Origin of the sequence: Streptomyces sp. NPDC052225 (assembly GCF_040679615.1) — a bacterium.
In the GTDB taxonomy this organism is placed as follows: Bacteria; Actinomycetota; Actinomycetes; order Streptomycetales; family Streptomycetaceae; genus Streptomyces.
The window spans coordinates 76,161-92,982 of sequence record NZ_JBFAVD010000030.1 but is presented as its reverse complement, the minus strand read 5'-3'; the positions used below and the strand labels follow the sequence as shown (position 1 = coordinate 92,982).

General features: G+C 71.7%; 18 protein-coding genes. 7 read left to right on the top strand and 11 right to left on the bottom strand.

Translation table 11 applies throughout. From position 1 onward, the window contains the following. Positions 1-120: 120 nt before the first annotated feature. Positions 121-1,119, bottom strand: a complete 999-nt coding sequence (locus AB0L37_RS32715) for a Gfo/Idh/MocA family oxidoreductase (RefSeq protein WP_365513699.1) — start codon at positions 1,117-1,119, stop codon at positions 121-123. A 190-nt stretch (positions 1,120-1,309) separates the two neighbouring features. Between AB0L37_RS32715 and AB0L37_RS32710 the strand changes: the two genes are divergently transcribed. The 3 genes from AB0L37_RS32710 to AB0L37_RS32700 all read left to right on the top strand — a co-directional run bounded on the left by AB0L37_RS32710 (position 1,310) and on the right by AB0L37_RS32700 (position 4,904). After that, positions 1,310-2,569 (top strand): multidrug effflux MFS transporter, encoded by a 1,260-nt coding sequence (locus tag AB0L37_RS32710; protein WP_365513715.1) that lies wholly within the window; start codon positions 1,310-1,312, stop codon positions 2,567-2,569. Then, entirely contained in the window at positions 2,524-3,711 is a 1,188-nt protein-coding gene (locus AB0L37_RS32705; RefSeq protein ID WP_365513696.1) for a serine hydrolase domain-containing protein, read from the top strand. Before AB0L37_RS32710 ends, AB0L37_RS32705 begins: the two co-directional genes overlap by 46 nt. A gap of 188 nt (positions 3,712-3,899) precedes the next feature. After that, the gene (locus AB0L37_RS32700) at positions 3,900-4,904 is read left to right on the top strand and encodes a small ribosomal subunit Rsm22 family protein (protein ID WP_365513693.1); all 1,005 of its coding nucleotides are present in this window, start codon (positions 3,900-3,902) and stop codon (positions 4,902-4,904) included. Between the two features lie 10 nt (positions 4,905-4,914). Here AB0L37_RS32700 and ddaH read toward each other — a convergent pair whose 3' ends face one another. Then, positions 4,915-5,730, bottom strand: a complete 816-nt coding sequence (ddaH, locus tag AB0L37_RS32695; RefSeq protein WP_365513690.1) for a dimethylargininase — start codon at positions 5,728-5,730, stop codon at positions 4,915-4,917. A 124-nt stretch (positions 5,731-5,854) separates the two neighbouring features. Then, complete coding sequence (locus tag AB0L37_RS32690; RefSeq protein WP_365513687.1) at positions 5,855-6,037, bottom strand: DUF6243 family protein; 183 nt, start codon at positions 6,035-6,037, stop codon at positions 5,855-5,857. A gap of 131 nt (positions 6,038-6,168) precedes the next feature. Here AB0L37_RS32690 and AB0L37_RS32685 point away from each other — a divergent pair, with 131 nt between their 5' ends. Continuing rightward, positions 6,169-6,789, top strand: coding sequence for a TetR/AcrR family transcriptional regulator (locus tag AB0L37_RS32685; RefSeq protein WP_365513684.1), 621 nt, complete (start codon positions 6,169-6,171; stop codon positions 6,787-6,789). Here the strand turns inward: AB0L37_RS32685 and AB0L37_RS32680 are convergent. Next, entirely contained in the window at positions 6,768-7,625 is an 858-nt protein-coding gene (locus tag AB0L37_RS32680) for a glycerophosphodiester phosphodiesterase (RefSeq protein ID WP_365513682.1), read from the bottom strand. The genes AB0L37_RS32685 and AB0L37_RS32680 overlap by 22 nt on opposite strands. A gap of 172 nt (positions 7,626-7,797) precedes the next feature. Here AB0L37_RS32680 and AB0L37_RS32675 point away from each other — a divergent pair, with 172 nt between their 5' ends. Continuing rightward, positions 7,798-8,544 carry a bifunctional DNA primase/polymerase gene (locus AB0L37_RS32675; protein WP_365513679.1) on the top strand — a complete coding sequence of 249 codons (747 nt, stop codon included), beginning with the start codon at positions 7,798-7,800 and terminating at the stop codon, positions 8,542-8,544. 99 nt (positions 8,545-8,643) lie between these two features. Here AB0L37_RS32675 and AB0L37_RS32670 read toward each other — a convergent pair whose 3' ends face one another. The 4 genes from AB0L37_RS32670 to efeO are packed head-to-tail and all read right to left on the bottom strand — an operon-like array spanning position 8,644 to position 12,957. Then, entirely contained in the window at positions 8,644-9,624 is a 981-nt protein-coding gene (locus AB0L37_RS32670) for a hypothetical protein (protein WP_365513676.1), read from the bottom strand. A gap of 48 nt (positions 9,625-9,672) precedes the next feature. Next, entirely contained in the window at positions 9,673-10,518 is an 846-nt protein-coding gene (gene efeU / locus AB0L37_RS32665) for an iron uptake transporter permease EfeU (protein ID WP_365513673.1), read from the bottom strand. 4 nt (positions 10,519-10,522) lie between these two features. Further along, a complete protein-coding gene (efeB, locus tag AB0L37_RS32660; protein ID WP_365513670.1) occupies positions 10,523-11,782 on the bottom strand; it encodes an iron uptake transporter deferrochelatase/peroxidase subunit in 1,260 nt (419 codons plus the stop codon). Positions 11,783-11,811: 29 nt separating this feature from the next. Then, positions 11,812-12,957, bottom strand: coding sequence for an iron uptake system protein EfeO (gene efeO, locus AB0L37_RS32655; RefSeq protein WP_365513667.1), 1,146 nt, complete (start codon positions 12,955-12,957; stop codon positions 11,812-11,814). Between the two features lie 233 nt (positions 12,958-13,190). Here efeO and AB0L37_RS32650 point away from each other — a divergent pair, with 233 nt between their 5' ends. After that, positions 13,191-13,898 (top strand): PhzF family phenazine biosynthesis protein, encoded by a 708-nt coding sequence (locus AB0L37_RS32650; RefSeq protein WP_365513712.1) that lies wholly within the window; start codon positions 13,191-13,193, stop codon positions 13,896-13,898. A 28-nt stretch (positions 13,899-13,926) separates the two neighbouring features. Here the strand turns inward: AB0L37_RS32650 and AB0L37_RS32645 are convergent, their stop codons facing one another. Next, positions 13,927-14,577 (bottom strand): biliverdin-producing heme oxygenase, encoded by a 651-nt coding sequence (locus AB0L37_RS32645; protein WP_365513664.1) that lies wholly within the window; start codon positions 14,575-14,577, stop codon positions 13,927-13,929. A gap of 178 nt (positions 14,578-14,755) precedes the next feature. Continuing rightward, a complete protein-coding gene (gene map, locus AB0L37_RS32640; protein ID WP_365513661.1) occupies positions 14,756-15,628 on the bottom strand; it encodes a type I methionyl aminopeptidase in 873 nt (290 codons plus the stop codon). Between the two features lie 70 nt (positions 15,629-15,698). Between map and AB0L37_RS32635 the strand changes: the two genes are divergently transcribed. Then, the gene (locus AB0L37_RS32635; protein ID WP_365513658.1) at positions 15,699-15,929 is read left to right on the top strand and encodes a hypothetical protein; all 231 of its coding nucleotides are present in this window, start codon (positions 15,699-15,701) and stop codon (positions 15,927-15,929) included. Positions 15,930-16,120: 191 nt separating this feature from the next. Here the strand turns inward: AB0L37_RS32635 and AB0L37_RS32630 are convergent, their stop codons facing one another. After that, the gene (locus tag AB0L37_RS32630; RefSeq protein ID WP_365513655.1) at positions 16,121-16,732 is read right to left on the bottom strand and encodes a hypothetical protein; all 612 of its coding nucleotides are present in this window, start codon (positions 16,730-16,732) and stop codon (positions 16,121-16,123) included. Positions 16,733-16,822: the final 90 nt, after the last annotated feature.

Below are 16,822 nucleotides of genomic sequence, written 5' to 3'. Positions count from 1 at the left end.
CCGACGCGGCGCCCGCCGAGGCTTATGTGGAGGCGGCCACGCTGGGCGGCGCCCGCGCGCTCGGCCGTGACGACCTGGGCCGGATCGCACCCGGCAGCGCACCGGAACAGGGCAGACGCGTCACCGTTCCCCCGGGTACCGCACCCCCACCTGCTCCCTGACGGAGTCCAGCGTGCGCATGACCGCCAGCGAGCCATCCAACGGCACAAGCGGCGACTCCGTGTCCCCGGCCCGCAACCGCCCCATCACCTCGAGCGCCTCATGCCGCATGGACCCGCGCGGCCCGTCCTCCGGCGCCGTCGTGAACTCCTCCGGGGCCCGCCCGTCCCGGTGCAGCACGAACCGCTCCGGGTGGAAGAAGCCCCCGGGCACATCGATCCGCCCCGTGGCCCCCGTCACCGAAGCCGTCACCCCCGTACCTGCGTTGATCGCACAGTGCAGCACCGCGTGAGCACCGCTCTCCCACGAGAGCAGCATTCCCGTCTGGAGATCGACGCCCTCCTCCGAGAGCGCCGCTCTCGCCGTCACCCCCGACGGCTCCCCGAGCAGCAACTGCGCGAACGACACCGGATACACCCCGAGGTCGAGCAGCGCGCCCCCGCCCTGCGCGGGATCCCGCAGCCGGTGCGCCGGCGGGAACGGCCCGGCCAGACCGAAGTCGGCCTGCACCGTGCGGACCTCACCGATCGCCCCGTCGTCGACGAGCGCCTTCAGCCGCCGGATCAGCGGGTTGCAGTACATCCACATGGCCTCCATGAGGAACAGGCCGCGCGAGCGCGCCAGCGTCACCAGCTCCTCGGCCTCCCGCGAGTTCAGCGTGAACGCCTTCTCGCACAGCACCGCACGCCCCGCCTCCAGGCACATCCCGGCCGCGGCCCGGTGCGCCATGTGCGGCGTCGCCACGTACACCACGTCGACGTCCTCGTCCGCAGCCAGCGACGCCCAGTCGCCGTACGCGCGCCCGATCCCGAACCGCTCCGCGAACCCCTTCGCCGACTCCTCGGACCGCGACGCCACCGCCACGACCTCCGCGTCCGGCAGATCCAGCAGATCCGCCGTGAACGACGCCGCGATCCCGCCCGTCGCGAGAATCCCCCACCGCACCCGCTCCGCCACCATGCCCACCCGCTCCAGATGTTGTTCCCGACCACTCCGCAGAGCTGAGAGCATAGGTAATCGCACGTACGACCGGGAGAGACGAAAGGGAACGGGGAGCCACGGAATGGCGGAGAGCGGAAGTACGGGGAGCACAGGAAGCGGCACCCGGAGCACGGCCGGCGCGGTGGGAGCACCTCGCGGCGGCACCCCGATCCCCGTACCCGGCAAGGCCGTTGCCGCCGGAACCAGCGCCCTCGTCACCCTCGTCCTCGGCGGCCTCACCGCCGTGCCCGCGCTGTCCATGGACATGTACCTCCCGGCGCTCCCCGAGGTCACCGGGAATCTGCACACCTCCGCAGCCACCGCCCAGCTCACCCTCACCGCCTGCCTGACCGGCATGGCGCTCGGGCAGCTCGTGGTCGGCCCGATGAGCGACAAGTGGGGTCGCCGCAGACCCCTGCTCGTCGGCCTGCTCGTGTACGTCGTCGCCACCGCGATCTGCGCCTTCGCCCCGAACGTCGCCCTGCTCGTCGCCTTCCGGCTGCTCCAGGGCCTCGCGGGCGCCGCCGGTATCGTCATCGCGCGGGCCGTCGTCCGCGACCTCTACGACGGCGTCGCGATGGCCCGCTTCTTCTCCACCCTGATGCTGATCTCCGGCGTCGCCCCGATCGTCGCGCCGCTCATCGGCGGCCAGGTCCTGCGGATCACCGACTGGCGCGGCGTCTTCGTCGTCCTCACCGTCATCGGCGTCGCGCTCACCGCGATCGTCTGGAAGTGCCTCCCCGAGACCCTGGAACCCGGACGCCGGCACAGCGGCGGCACCGTCGAGGCGCTGCGCACGATGCGCGGCCTGCTCGCCGACCGCGTCTTCCTCGGCTACATGATCGCGGGCGGCTTCGCGTTCGCCGCGCTGTTCGCGTACATATCGGCGTCCCCGTTCGTCATCCAGGAGATCTACGGGGCGTCCCCGCAGACCTTCAGCCTCCTCTTCGGGCTCAACTCGGTCGGCCTGATCGCCACCGGGCAGCTCAACGGCAAGGTCCTCGTCGGCCGCGTCAACCTCGACAAGGTCCTCGCGACCGGCATCGCCCTGATCATCACCGCCGCGACCTTCCTGCTCCTGGTCGCCACCGGCGTCTTCGGCGCCCCCGAGGACCTCGGCCTCGCGCCCGTCGCCACCGGACTCTTCGTCCTCATGGCGTCGATGGCCCTCGCCACCCCGAACACCAACGCGCTCGCCCTGATGCGCACCCCGCACGCCGCCGGCTCCGCATCCGCCCTGCTCGGCACCTCGTCCTTCCTCATCGGCGCGATCGCCTCGCCGCTCGTCGGCATCGCGGGCGAGCACACCGCCGTCCCCATGGCCGTGGTCCAGCTCGCCTGCGGCCTGGCGGCGGCCACCGCCTTCATGGCACTGTGCCGCCCGTGGCAGCGCACGGCCGAGCCGACGGGGGAGGTGGCGGACCGCTGAGCTCACCACGACTGCGGCACGGCACCCCCGAGCGGGCCGGCCTCGACGCCGCACAGCTCGCCGGTCTCGTCCGGGACGTGCGGCTGCTCTCCGAAGGGCCGCGCCCCTGGTGCGCGGGCGCGGTGCTGCTCGCCGGACGCGGCCCGGTGATCGCCGCCGAGGCCGTCTGCGGCTGGGCGGTGCGCTATGCGTCGTACGACGAGGCGGCCGACCGCGGGGTCGAACTGCCGGGCGCCGCCCGCATCCCGATGACCCTCGACACCCCCTTCGACCTCGCCTCGCTCACCAAGCTGTTCACGACGATCGCCACCGTGCAGCAGATCGAGCGCGGCACGCTCGGCATCGACGCGAAGGCCGGCGCCTACCTGCCCCGGTTCACGGCCGCCGCCCGGCACGGCATCACCGTCCGCCAGCTGCTCACCCACACCTCGGGCCTGCGCCCCGAACTGCCGCTGTACGACGCCCCGGACGCGCCCTCGCGCCTGGAACTCCTGCGCACCGAGGCCCCGTCCTCCGCGCCCGGCGAATACCTCTACTCCGACCTGAACATGCTGCTGCTCCAGCACCTCCTGGAGCGTCTCACCGGCCGGCCGCTCGACGTCCTGATCCGCGACGGCATCACCCGCCCCCTCGGCATGAACGCCACGTCGTTCGGGCCGCGCACCGGCGCCGCCGCCACCGAGGACCAGCGCCGGCCCTGGGCCAAGGCCGACCGGGGCATGCTCCGGGGCGAGGTGCACGACGAGAACGCGTGGGCGCTCGGCGGGGTCGCCGGGCACGCGGGCCTCTTCTCGACGGCCCACGACCTCGCGGTGCTCTGCCGCACTCTCCTCAACGGCGGCTCGTACGGCACTGCCCGCATCCTCGGCCCCGACTTCGTCGACCTGATGCTGACGGCTCCCGGCCTCGGCTTCCGGGTGGATCAGCCGGGGTTCATGGGGGAGTTGGCGGGGCACGGCGCGGCCGGGCACACGGGGTTCACGGGGACGTCCTTGGTCGTGGACCCGGTGACGGACACGTTCCTGGTCCTCCTCGCCAACACGGTCCACCCGCGCCGCCGCCCGGCCGACAGCGGCCCGCGCGCGGCGGCGGCCACGCGTCTTGCCCGGGCCGTGGTGCCGCTGGGGTCGTGCGGGGGATAGCTCGGGGCTGTCGGTCGCGTTGCCGGGTGCGCGTGGTTCGTGGCTGGTCGCGCAGTTCCCCGCGCCCCCTGGGGAAGCCGCGCGCAGCGCATGCTTCAGGGGGCGCGGGGAACTGCGCGGCCGGCCCCCACGCACGCGCACCCGGCGACAAGGCCGAACCCGGCAGACGCGCCCCGTAAAATCACGGGGTGAACGCCCCCATCGAGCAGCCCGCCGACACCCTGCGAAACGCCCTCGCCGCCCTCCTGGAAGGGCTCCCGCCGAGCCAGGCGACCCGCGCCGTCGACCGGCTCATCGCGAACTACCGGGGCACCACCCCCACCGACGCCCCGATCCTGCGCGACCGCGCCGACGTCGCGGCGTACGCGGCGTACCGGATGCCGGCCACGTTCGAGGCGGTCCGCTCCGCGCTCGACGCCCTCGCCGACGCGGCGCCCGACGGCTGGGCCCCGGCCGGACAGCTCGACATCGGCGGCGGCACCGGCGCCGCGGTCTGGGCCGCGCACGAGGTGTGGCCGGGGCAGCGCCCCACGACGGTCCTCGACTGGTCGGAGGCCGCGCTCGCGCTCGGCCGCGAACTGGCCGCCGCCGACGCCGGGTTGGCGGAGTCGGTGCGCTGGGAGAAGTCCCGTATCGGCACCGGACAGGACCCCGAGGCCACCGGCCTGGTCACCGTCTCGTACGTCCTGAAGGAACTGACCGAGGCGGACCGGGCGGCGGTCGTCGACGCCGCGGCGCGGGCGGCCCACCCGGACCACGGCGCCGTCGTGATCGTCGAACCCGGCACCCCCGACGGCTACACCCGCGTCATCGAGGCCCGCGATCGCCTGATCGCGACCGGTTTCCGGATCGCGGCGCCGTGTCCGCACAGCGCCGCCTGCCCGATCGTCCCGGGCACGGACTGGTGCCACTTCTCGGCGCGCGTCGCCCGTTCGTCCCTGCACCGGAAGGTCAAGGGGGGTTCGCTCGCGTACGAGGACGAGAAGTTCGCGTACGTCGCGGCGACGCGCTTCGCGCCGGCCCCCGCCCCGGCCCGGATCGTGCGCCGCCCCCAGATCCGCAAGGGCCAGGTCCTCCTCGACCTGTGCGAGGCGGAGGGGGACCTGGACCGGGTGACGGTGACGAAGAAGCACGGGGTTCTGTACAAGGAGGCCAGGAACGCCGACTGGGGCGACTCCTGGGACGGGAGCTGAGGGGCGGGGTTCAGGCCCGCAGCTCAAGCGTGCAGCACTTGACGCTCCCGCCCCCCTTCAGAAGCTCGCCCAGGTCCATCCCGATCGGCTCGAACCCGCGCTCCCGCAACGGCTCGAACAACCCCAGCGCGGCCTGCGGCAGCAGCACGTGCAGCCCGTCCGACACCGAGTTCAGGCCGAAGGCCACCGCGTCCGCCTCCTCGGCGATCAGCGCATCGGGGAACATCCGCCGCAGCACCTCCTGACTGCCCGCCGAGAACGCCGGCGGGTAGTACATGACCTCGTCCGCCGCGTCGTCGAGCACCGCGAGCGCGGTGTCCAGGTGGTAGAACCGCGGGTCCACCAGATCGAGCCCGATCACCGGCCGGCCGAAGAACTCCTGCGCCTCGCCGTGCGACAGGGGTGATGCCCGGAACCCGCGCCCGGCGAGCACGTACGACGCGGTGACGGCGAAGTCGCCCTCGCCCTCGTTCACATGCACCGGCTCGCACACGTCGGCGTACCCGTGCGCGCGGAACCACTCCAGATGGGCGACGGCCTCCAACTCCCTTTCGGGGTGGGCGAACCGGGCGCCGAGCACCCGACCGTCGAGGACGGTCGCCCCGTTCGCCGCGAACACCATGTCGGGCAGCCCGGGCCGCGGGTCGAGCACCTCGACGGTGTGCCCGAGCGCCCGGTAGCGGTCCCGGAGGTCCTCCCACTGGGCGACGGCGAGCGGGACGTCGACGGGTTTCGCCGGGTCCATCCACGGATTGATCGAGTACGTGACCTTGAAGTGTGCCGGTGGGCACATCAGATAGCGCCGGGGTGTGGCGCGCCGTTCCACAGAACGAGGAAGCGGATTACGCAATGAGGGCTCCTCACGACCGCAGGGGCTGTTGTCGCCCATGGTGCGGCCGGAGAAGCCCTCCGGGCTGTGAACCGAACGGGTGGTTCGCGTCCGGCGCGGCTCACGACGCGTCGTCAGTGCCGCGCCCCTCCTTCAACTTCCGCAACAGCTCCCGCTTCTGCGCCGCGGGGTCGGCCCCCGCGCCGACGCTCCCGCCCCGCCCGCCGCCGCGCAGCGCCTTGCGGGAGAGCTTGTTACGGGTCCCGCCGACGCCCAGCATGCCGCCTGCTCCACCTCGGGTCATGGTGTTCCCCTTCCATAGGTAGTCGAGACGTATCGTCTCGTCGACATCTCCACTGTGAACGAGACGGATCGTCTTGTCAACGCCCTATCGAGACGGCACGTCTCGCCTCGCCCCGCTGCTACATTCGACGTATGTCTGCCAAGAAGACGGTCCCTGACTCCGCCCGCCGCAGCGAGCGCTCCCGCCGCGCCATCTACGACGCCGCCCTCGCCCTCGTCGGCGAGATCGGCTACCCCAGGACCACCATCGAGGGCATCGCCGCCCGTGCCGGTGTCGGCAAGCAGACCATCTACCGCTGGTGGGGGTCGAAGGCCGAGGTGCTGCTCGAGGCCTTCCTCGACCTGGGGGAGCAGGCGGCCCGCGACGCGGGCGGCGAGGACGCGTACGTCATCCCGGACACCGGTGACCTCGCCGCCGACCTCAAGCACGTGCTGCGGCTCACCGTCGACCAGCTCAAGGACCCCCGCTACGAAGCCCCGTCCCGTGCGCTGGCCGCCGAGGGCGTGGTCAACGAGGAGGTCGGCAGGATCTTCACGGAGAAGCTCCTCCAGCCGTCGCTCCAGCTCTACGCCGACCGCGTGCGCCTCGCGCAGGAGGCCGGACAGGTGCGCCAGGAGATCGACCCGCGCATCGCCCTCGAACTGTGGGTCTCCCCCCTCGCCCAGCGCTGGCTCCAGTTCACCGGCCCGATCTCGTACGAGTACACGGACACGCTGGTCGACTACGCCCTCTACGGCATCGCGCCCCGCTGAGGGGTCCGGGCCAGCAGGCCCGGCGCGTTCGTGATCACGCCGTTGCAGCCGAGCCGCAGCACCCGGTCCCGGTCCGCCGGCGTGTTCACGGTGTGCGCCCACACGCGCGGCACCCCCGACCTGACGGCCCGCACGAGATCGGCGTTGCGCGCCTTGTAGTCCATGTCGAGCACATCGACGTACGGGGCCCAGCGCTCGGGCCGGTCGGTCCTCATCTGCCGTGCGGAGCGCCAGAGTTGGGAGATCAGGCCGAGATGGTGCGCGCGCCGGGCGACCGCCGGGTGGTTGGAGTTGACCAGCACCGAGCGGGTCAGGCCGCGCGCCCGGATCAGCCGCGCCAGGCCGCGCAGACTGTCCGGGTCCTTGGCCTCCAGCATCAGCACGATCCGGCCGCCGAACCGGTCGAGCACCTCGGCCACGGTCGGCGGCCGCTCGGCCCGCCAGCTGCCCGGAAGTGACGCCTCGGGCCGCAGCCGTACGCCCTCCCACCCCTGCCGGTCCAGGTCGCGCACCAGGCCCGTCGAGTAGGTCGTACGGTCCAGGGTCGCGTCGTGCATCACCACGAGCGTGCCGTCGCGCAGCATCCGCGTATCGAAGTCGAGCACCTGCGCGGTGCCCCGCGCGTACGCCGCGGCCAGCCCCGACATGCTGTTCTCCGGGACTTCGAGGGCGCCGCCGCGATGCGCGGTGTAGGTGACGCCGGGCAGCCCGTCGACGGTCAGCGGGCCGCTGCCCCACTCCAGGGGAGCCAGCGGCGGCGCGAAGGCGAGGGTCGTCAGGGAGAGGGCGCCGGCGAGCGCGACGATCGGTGCGGTCCTGCTGGCGAGAGTGACCATGCCGACAAGATTGAGCGGCGAATCCTGATAAATACGGCAATGTCACCCGTTCGTGGACCCGTCCTCACCGACCCCGGATGTGGACTCCGGCCCCCCGGGGAGCAGGATGGTGCGACCATGGTGGTCCGGGGTTCAACCGGCACTCGGCACGACGGCGATGGTGAGGGGCTAGATGGGCGCGGAGCACGGCGGCCGCTTCGGCGGGGACGACGGGTCGACGGGCCGGGGGTCCCTGGGCAGGTTCACCCGGTGGCTGAAGTCGGCCAGGGCCCCGAAGGAGACACCGGTCGACACCGACCGCGAGTCCCTGCTGCTCGCCGCTGCCGCCGCCGGACTGCCCCTCGCGCCGGCCGCCCACCCCGCCGACTACCGCTGTTCCTGCAACCGCATCGGCTGTCCGACGCCCGGCACGCACCCCGTCTCCTTCGCCTGGCAGACGCAGTCCACGACCGACCGCGGCCAGATCGAGCGCTGGGCCAGGCACCAGCCGCTGGCCAACTTCATCACCGCGACCGGCATGGTCCACGACGTCCTCGACGTGCCTGTGGAGGCGGGCGAGGAAGCCCTTGAGCGGCTCCTTTCGAGCGGCGTCGAGGTCGGCCCCGTTGCCCTCTCCGGCGGCGACCGCATGCTCTTCTTCACGGCGACGCGCGGTACGCCCGCCGACGAGGACGAGTGGTGGCCCTGCGAGCTGGACTGCCACCCCGAGACGATGGACGAACACCCCGGCCTGCGCTGGCACTGCCGCGGCTCCTACGTCCTGATCCCCCCGGCCCGCCTCCCCGCCGACCGCACGGTCACCTGGCTCCGAGGCCCGGAACACCCCCTCCCGGACCCGCTGACCCTCCTGGAACCGCTGACGGACGCGTGCGCCCGCCACGCAGGAGCAGAGCCGGACTTCGAGTCCGCCTGGCCGTAGGGAGGGGCTGCGCCCCGTCAGGGGCGCGGGGAACTGCGCGAGCAACCGAACTCGAGCCCGCGCCCGGCGAACAACACGCCTCGGCAGACGAGTATCCGCTCAAGACCCTTCGGCGGTCGTGATCCCTTCGACCCGAGCCACAACGCCCACATCCCCGGAAGCCCCCGCAGGGACAGCCGCAGCCTGGCTCGACACATACCCGTACGTCGCAGACTGCTTCGCGTCGCCGGACATCAGCGCCTTCACGCTGGGACTGATCGCCGGCAGATCGCTCCCGGTGGACGCGGTCTGCTTCTCGTAGCGCCGCGTCGTGAAGAACACCAGCGCCCCGCCGTCCTCCGTACGCAGCGCGACCGGCGCGTAGTCGCCCGACGTCAGCGGCTCGTCGATGTACTGCGTGGCGAGACCGGGCCGCGAGGCGTTCTTCTTGCGGGTCTCGCGCCACTGCGTGGTGTACGCGCCCGCGGCGAACCCGTCACCGCCGTCCTTCATGTACGCGGCGTACTTCGCGCTCACGTCCTTCGGCGGCATCGCCAGATCCTTGGCGTCGGCTGCGACGGCCTCGCCCCAGCCGTCCGCGTCCTTCTTGAACGCGGGCAGCTTCCCGGCGGCGAACAGCGTCAGATACGACACCGCCCACGGCTCGCTCTCCGCGTTCCGCGTGAAGACCATCACCCAGCGCGAGCCGGCGACCCGGTTGTTGGCCGAGTCGGTGACGAACCAGCGCGGCCAGCCCGCCTTCTTCGGCACGGTGATGTTCGTGTCGGTCAGCTTCAGCGGCGTGTGCTTCGCGTTGCCGTCCGGGCTGACCGTGCGGCCCGCCTTCAGCTTGGCCGCGTCGATCGCGCCGAGCGCGCCCGTCACGTAGCGCGCGTCGGCGGACCGCTCGTACGTCTTGTCCGCCTTGTTGTACGCGGCGAGGAAGGTGTCCAGGGCGCGCGCCGCGGAGGCCCTCGTGGTCGTGGGCACGACCTCCAGCTCCCCGTGCACGGTCACGCATCCGCTCGCCGTGAGGGACAGCACGACCGCGGCGGCCGCCATCGCGGCCGGCCGGCCGAGCCTGTTCATGACCTTGCTCATGACGTTGACTTCACCTTCCGCTTCCCTGCCCCTGCACGGGGCCGAACCCTACCGGGAAGAGGAGGCGCGCACCGCGTCGGGCCTACGCGACAGCAGCCCGGCCGGAGCGAAGAACAGGGCCAGCGTCGGCACCAAGTACACGAACCAGACGACGACTTGGAGCACCGTCGGGTCGGGCTGGAAATTGAAGACGCCCTTGAGGAGCGTGCCCAGCCAGCCGTCGGGGGCGATCGTCGAACTGATGTCGAAGGCCAGGTTGTTCAGGCCGCCGAGGAAGTCCGCCTCCTGGAGGTCGTGGACGCCGTACGCGAGGACACCCGCCGCCACGACGACCAGCATGCCGCCGGTCCACGTGAAGAACTTGGCCAGGTTGATGCGCAGCGCGCCCCGGTAGAACAGCCAGCCGAGGACCACCGCCGTGGCGAGGCCGAGGAGCGCGCCGATCACCGGCTCCGTCGTGCCGTTGCTGGTGGCGTGCACCGCCGTCCACACGAACAGGGACGTCTCCAGGCCCTCGCGGCCCACGGCCAGGAACGCGGTCACGACCAGCGCCGCCGTGCCCATCCGCAGCGCCGTGTCCAGCTTGCCGTGCAGCTCCGTCTTCAGGTGCCGCGCGGTGCGCCGCATCCAGAACACCATCCACGTCACCAGACCCACGGCGACGATCGACAGCGAACCGCCGAGCGCCTCCTGCGCCTTGAACGTCATCTCCTGCGAGCCGAATTCGAGCCCGGCGCCGAACGCCAGCGCCACGAACACGGCGACCCCGACACCCAGCCACACCGGCTTGAGCGCGTCGCGCCGGTCCGTCTTCACCAGGTAGGCGACGAGGATGCAGACGATGAGGCTGGCCTCAAGGCCCTCGCGCAGCCCGATCAGATAGTTCGCGAACATGTGCTCACGCCTCCGTCTTCTCGAAGAGCGCCCGGCCCCACCAGTCGTTCTTGTCCTGCACACCCGGCGGTACGGCGAACACCGCCGAACCCACGTGCTGGATGTACTCGTTGAGCGCGTCCGTCGCCAGATTGCGCTGCACCGGGATGAACCCCTTGCGGACGTCCTTCATGTACGCGAGGAAGAAGAGCCCCGCGTCGAGCCGCCCGAGCCCGTCCGTCCCGTCGGTGAACGAGTAGCCGCGGCGCAGGATCGTCGCGCCGTGGTTGGAGTCCGGGTGCGCGAGCCGCACGTGCGCGGTCGGCTTCATCGCCTTCAGGAACGGCTCGTCGCGCTCCTTCGCCTTGCCGACCGGCGCGCCCTCGCCCTTGTCACGGCCGAAGACGTCCTCCTGCTCCTGGAGCGAGGTGCGGTCCCACGTCTCGATGTTCATCCGGATCCGGCGGGCCACGAGGTACGAGCCCCCGGCCATCCACGAAGGACCGTCGGCCCACACGTGCTTGTCCAGGCGGGCCTTCTCGGTCCCCGCGATGTTGCGGGTGCCGTCCTTGAAGCCCATCAGGTTACGAGGGGTCTGCTCGTCCGGCGTCGTCGACGACGTCTTGCCGAAGCCGAGCTGCGACCAGCGGATGGCGACCTTGCCGAAGCCGATCCGGGCCAGGTTGCGGATGGCGTGCACCGCGACCTGCGGGTCGTCGGCGCAGGCCTGCACGCACAGGTCGCCGCCGCTGCGCGCCTTGTCGAGGTTGTCGCCGGGGAACTTCGGCAGCTCGACCAGCGCCTCGGGCCGCGCGTCGGCTATCCCGAACGTCTTGCCGTACTTGTCGAAGAGCGACGGGCCGAAGCCGATCGTCAGCGTGAGCCGCGACGGCTTGAGGCCGAGTGCCTCGCCCGTGTCGTCCGGCGGCGCCTCGGCGAGCCCGCCGTACGCGCCCTCGCCGACCGCGCGGCCCTCGGTCATCAGGGCGGCGGCCTTCGTCCAGTCCTTCAGGAGCTGCACGAACTCCTCGCGGTCCTCCGTCTTCACGTCGAACGCGGCGAAGTGCAGCCGGTCCTGCACGGGCGTCGCGATGCCCGCCTGGTGCGCGCCGTGGAACGGCACCGCGCCGCCCGACTCGGCGGCCGGCTGCATGTCGTCGCCGCCGTCCCGCGTCAGGGCGACCGCGCCGCCCGCCGCAGCGGCGCCGAGCGCGAGCCCGGCGCCGCCGACGGCGAGGAGTGAACGCCGGGTGGGGGCGGGGGAGCCGGCGGTCTCGTCCGTCATCTCAGTGCTCCTTGACTCGTGCTTCGCCGTTACTTCGAGACGACCGCGGCGGCCAGCTTCGACAGCGGCTCCGCCAGCGCGTTGACCGCGTCGGACAGCTCCTTCTGGTCCGCCTCGGCGACCTTGTCGTACGAGGTGAAGTCGTAGGAGGTCTTGTCCTTGCGGTACTTGTCGAGCAGCGTGTCCAGGGCGGCGAACTGCTTGTCGAGCTCCTTGGCCAGCGCGGGGTCGTTCTCCGCGGCGACCGGCTTCAGGAGGTCGTACGCCTTCTCGGCGCCCTCGACGTTGGCCTTGAAGTCGACGAGGTCGGTGTGCGAGTAGCGCTCCTCCTCGCCGGTGACCTTGCCGGTGGCGACCTCGTCGAGGAGCTCCTTGGCACCGTTGGCCATGGAGGTGGGCGTGATCTCGGCCTTGCCGACGCGCTGCTGCCAGTCGGCGAGGTCCTTGTCCAGCCGGGTGGCGAGCGCCTTCTCCGTCTTGCCGAGCTTCTTGTCCTTCCACAGCGCCTTCTCCAGGCGGTGCCAGCCGGTCCACTTCTGGCCCGCTTTGAGGCCGTCGGCCCGCACGTCGACCTTCGGGTCGATGTCGCCGAAGAACTCGGCGACCGGCTCGGTGCGCTCCCAGCCGATGCGGGAGGTGGCGTACGCCTTCTTCGCGGCGTCCAGGTCGCCCTTGCGCACGGCGTCGGTGAACGTCGTCACCTTGGGCAGCGTCTCGTCGGCCTGCGCCTGCACGTACTGGCGGTAGGCGGCGACGGCCTTGTCCAGGCGCGGGTCGCGCTTGACGGCCTTGCCGCCGGTCGCCTTCACGTCCTGGCGGTGGCCCTTGCCCTTCATGCCGGGGATGCAGGCGATGCGGTAGGCGCCGCTCTTCACCTCGGCGGTCAGGGTGTGCTTGGTGCCCGGGCCGATGTTCTCGCGCTCGGAGACGATCCGGTCGTCCGGGAAGAGGATCTCGACCTCGGTGACCCGCGACCCCTTGTTCTCGACGGCCAGCTCGACGTGCCCGGCCGGGAACGAGGTCGCCGACACCTTGCAGCTGTCGTCGGTGGCGGTGACCTTGATGGCGCCGGGCCCGCTGCTCTTGGCGTCGCTCTTCTCGGTGCAGCCCGTGACGGCGGTCAGGGCCGCCACCGTGGCGACGGCGGTGGCGACGGTGAGACGGACGGCTCGCATACAGGGCTCCAGAAGGCGCTCAAGGACGTTCACAGCTACAGATAAGGCGGCCCTAACTTATATGAGGCTTACCTCAGTGCTACCCGTCTCGTCCGTGATTCACCTCTCACGGGAACCGCCTGGTCGCGACCCGGATACGACCGACCCTCGGACGACCCAGAGGCTGGTCAAGGGAAGGTCAAGCGGAGGGTCGCCGGGGGCGTGCGACGTGGTTCACTGCCCCGGTGAACGAGGTGAACGGCAGGGCCGGCACGGCCGATGACGCGGCCGACTACGACGTGCTGCGGGTGTTCTGCGGGGCGGACGGCCGTCACGGCAACGAACTCGGTGTCGTACGCGACGGCTCCCGCATGCCCGACCGCGCCGAGCGGCAGGCCTTCGCGGGCAAACTGGGCTTCAGCGAGACGGTCTTCGTCGACGACCCCGAGCGCGGCGTCATCGACATCTACACGCCGACCCTGCGCCTGCCCTTCGCCGGCCACCCGTGCGTCGGCTCGGCCTGGCTGCTCGACGTACCGGAACTGGTCGTGCCCGCGGGCACCGTCGGGGCACGCCTCGACGGGGAGTTCACCTGGATCGAGGCGCGCGCCGAGTGGGCCCCGCCGCGCACGCTGCGCCGGTACGGGTCGGCCGCCGAGGTGGACGCCCTGCCGGTGCCGCCGGCGGGGGAGTGGATCTACGCCTGGGCCTGGGAGGACGAGGCGGCGGGCCGCGTCCGTGCCCGCGGCTTCCCCGGCCGGGACGACGGCATCACCGAGGACGAGGCGACCGGAGCGGCGGCGCTCCTCCTGACGGACCTCCTCGACCGCGCCCTCAACATCCGCCAGGGCCGCGGCTCCCAGATCCTGACGGCCCCGCAGCCGGAGGGGTGGATCGAGGTGGGCGGCCGGGTCGCGGGGCTCCGCCCCGGACCCCGCTCCTCAATCGCCGGAGGGGCTTGATGACTGATCGCCGGAGGGGCTTGATGACTCAGGCGGCGACAGGAAATTCCTTGCCCAGCGCTTCGAACACCCCGGTGTTCAAAGCGAACGCCCGCTTGCACTCGGCGACGACCCGCTGCTTCTCCAGCTCGTCCACGGCAAGGCCGTCCAGCAGCTCCCGGTACCGCCGCTTGAACGCCGCCGGGTTCCCGACCTGCTCGAACACGTAGAACCGCACCCCGTCTCCCTTGCGCGTGAAGCCCCACGTCTTCTCCGCCTTGTCGCGGATGATCTGCCCGCCGGACAGGTCGCCCAGGTAGCGGGTGTAGTGGTGCGCCACATACCCGGCGGGCCACCGCGCCGCGCACTCCTCGACCCGCGCCGCGTACTCGGCGGTGGCCGGCAGCGCGGACACCGTCGCGCGCCAGTCCGCACCGCGCAGATGCGCCAGGTCGCGCTCCAGCTCGGGCACGCGCGCCAGCTCGGGCTGGATGAAGGGACCGGCGACCGGGTCGCCGGCCAGCCGCTCCATGCCGCCCTCAAGTGCCTTGTAGACGAACCACAGTTGCTCCGTGTACCGGGCGTACGCGTCCACACCCAGGGCGCCGCCGAGCAGATCGCCCATGAACGTCGACGTCTCCGCCTCCGTGTGCTGCTCGTGCGACGCGGTCCGGATGACGGTGGAGAACGGGGTGTCCATGGAGCCTCCGCTGGCAATGCTGACAACGCTGCTGCGTTCTAGTTAAGTTAGCCTTACCTAACATAACAGGCTTCCCGACAACCTGTCGGTAAAAAAGTACCCCGATCCCCGATCAAGGGAACGTAAAAGCCCGCCCCGGGAACGGGGCGGGCTTCACCAGCGGGTCTGTGCTGTGCGGCTACGGCAGCGTGAGGATCTCCGTGCCGGTCTCCGTGACCACCAGCGTGTGCTCGAACTGGGCCGTGCGCTTGCGGTCCTTGGTGACGACGGTCCACCCGTCGTCCCACATGTCATAGTCGTGCGTGCCCAGCGTCAGCATCGGCTCGATCGTGAACGTCATCCCCGGCTGGATCACGGTCGTCGCGTGCGGGCTGTCGTAGTGCGGGATGATCAGGCCGCTGTGGAACGACGAGTTGATGCCGTGCCCGGTGAAGTCGCGCACGACCCCGTAGCCGAAGCGCTTCGCGTACGACTCGATGACCCGGCCGATGATGTTGATCTGGCGGCCCGGCTTCACGGCCTTGATGGCGCGGTTCAGGGACTCCCGGGTCCGCTCGACGAGCAGCCGCGACTCCTCGTCGACGTCGCCGACCAGGTACGTGGCGTTGTTGTCACCGTGCACGCCGCCGATGTACGCCGTCACGTCCAGGTTCACGATGTCGCCGTCACGCAGCACCGTGGAGTCCGGGATGCCGTGGCAGATGACCTCGTTGACGCTCGTGCACAGCGACTTGGGGAAGCCGCGGTAGCCGAGCGTCGAGGGGTAGGCGCCGTGGTCGCACATGTACTCGTGCGCGATCCGGTCGAGCTCGTCCGTCGTGACACCCGGCGCGATGGCCTTCGCGGCCTCCGCCATGGCCTGCGCCGCGATCCGCCCGGCGATCCGCATCGCCTCGACCGTCTCCGGGGTCTGCACCTCGGGACCCTTGTACGGGGTCGGCGCGGGCTTGCCGACATACTCGGGACGCCGGATGTTTCCCGGCACGGTACGGATGGGTGACTGTTGCCCCGGAACGAGGAGGGCGGGCGACGACTGCGACTGGCCAGACATGCCAGCGAGTGTAACGAGGGCAGGTGGGGGAGCATGGCCCTGAGGCGCCCCCTGAGGAGAGGAGTCGGTCGTGGCCCTGTTCAAGAAGCGGACCGTCGGCAAACCGGGTGAGTGGTACTACTGCCTGGAGCACCAGAAGGTCGAGGAGGGGCCGGAGTGCCCGAACAAGGACCGGTTCGGTCCCTACGGGACCCGGGAGGAGGCGGAGCATGCGATGGCCACCGCCCGGGAGCGGAATCTGGAGTGGGAGAACGACCCGCGCTGGCATGACAAGGAAGCGCGGGGCGAGGACGACGGCTGAGCGCCGTCACGCGTGCTCTTTCGTCGCCGGGTGCAGCTTTCTTCGTGGCTGGTCGCGCAGTTCCCCGCGCCCCTAGAAGGCATGCGCTCCGCGCAGCCTTCATAGGGGAAATGCGGCGCGCAGCGCCTGCATTTCAGGGGCGCGGGGAACTGCGCGACCAGCCCCCACCCACCCGCAGCCGCGACACAAGCTCACCACCTCGCCGGCGGCGGCGCCGTCAGCTGGTCGGCCAGGCGCGACAGGCGGTCGCGGAATTTCCGGCGCCCCCGCGGCCGAGGCTCCGCGTTCTCGCCCGCCGCCGCGCTGACCAGATGCTGCACCGTGTCCAGGTCCAGATCCGTGTCCCCGGGCACGGTCAGCGCGTCGTGGGCCATGGCGTGCAGGTCCCCGTTCCCCGCTGTCCCGGAGTCGAGCGCCAGGACGGTCGCCCCCGCCCGGCGGGCATCGTGCACCCGTTCGAGGAGCGGGGCGCCCACCGGTTCGGGCGTGACCACGAGGAGCGTCTCCCCGCGCCGCGCCGCCTCCAGACGGCCGAGGCCCACCGCCAGATGGGCCGGGTCGCCGGGGCGCGCGGCATGGCGTACGAGGGTCGGTGACAGTTCGGGCGTGCCGGACCAGGCCGCCTCGTCCACCAGGTGCGCCGCCAGGTGCCAGGGCTCGTACCCCTCGCTGCCCACGAGGAGCAGCCCGCCGCCGTGCGCGGCGACCGAGGAGCGCAGCCCTCCGGCGAAACGTCGGGTGGCGGCGGGCCACTGTGTCCCGGCGAGGACCTCGCGCAGCAGCGCTACTCGTACGGCGTCCATGGGGCGCATGGTGCCTCAAGTGCCGGGCCCGTTCGGGTCGTTCGCGGGAAGACCGCCCGTACGGGGCGGCCTCGGGCCGGGGCGGGCCCG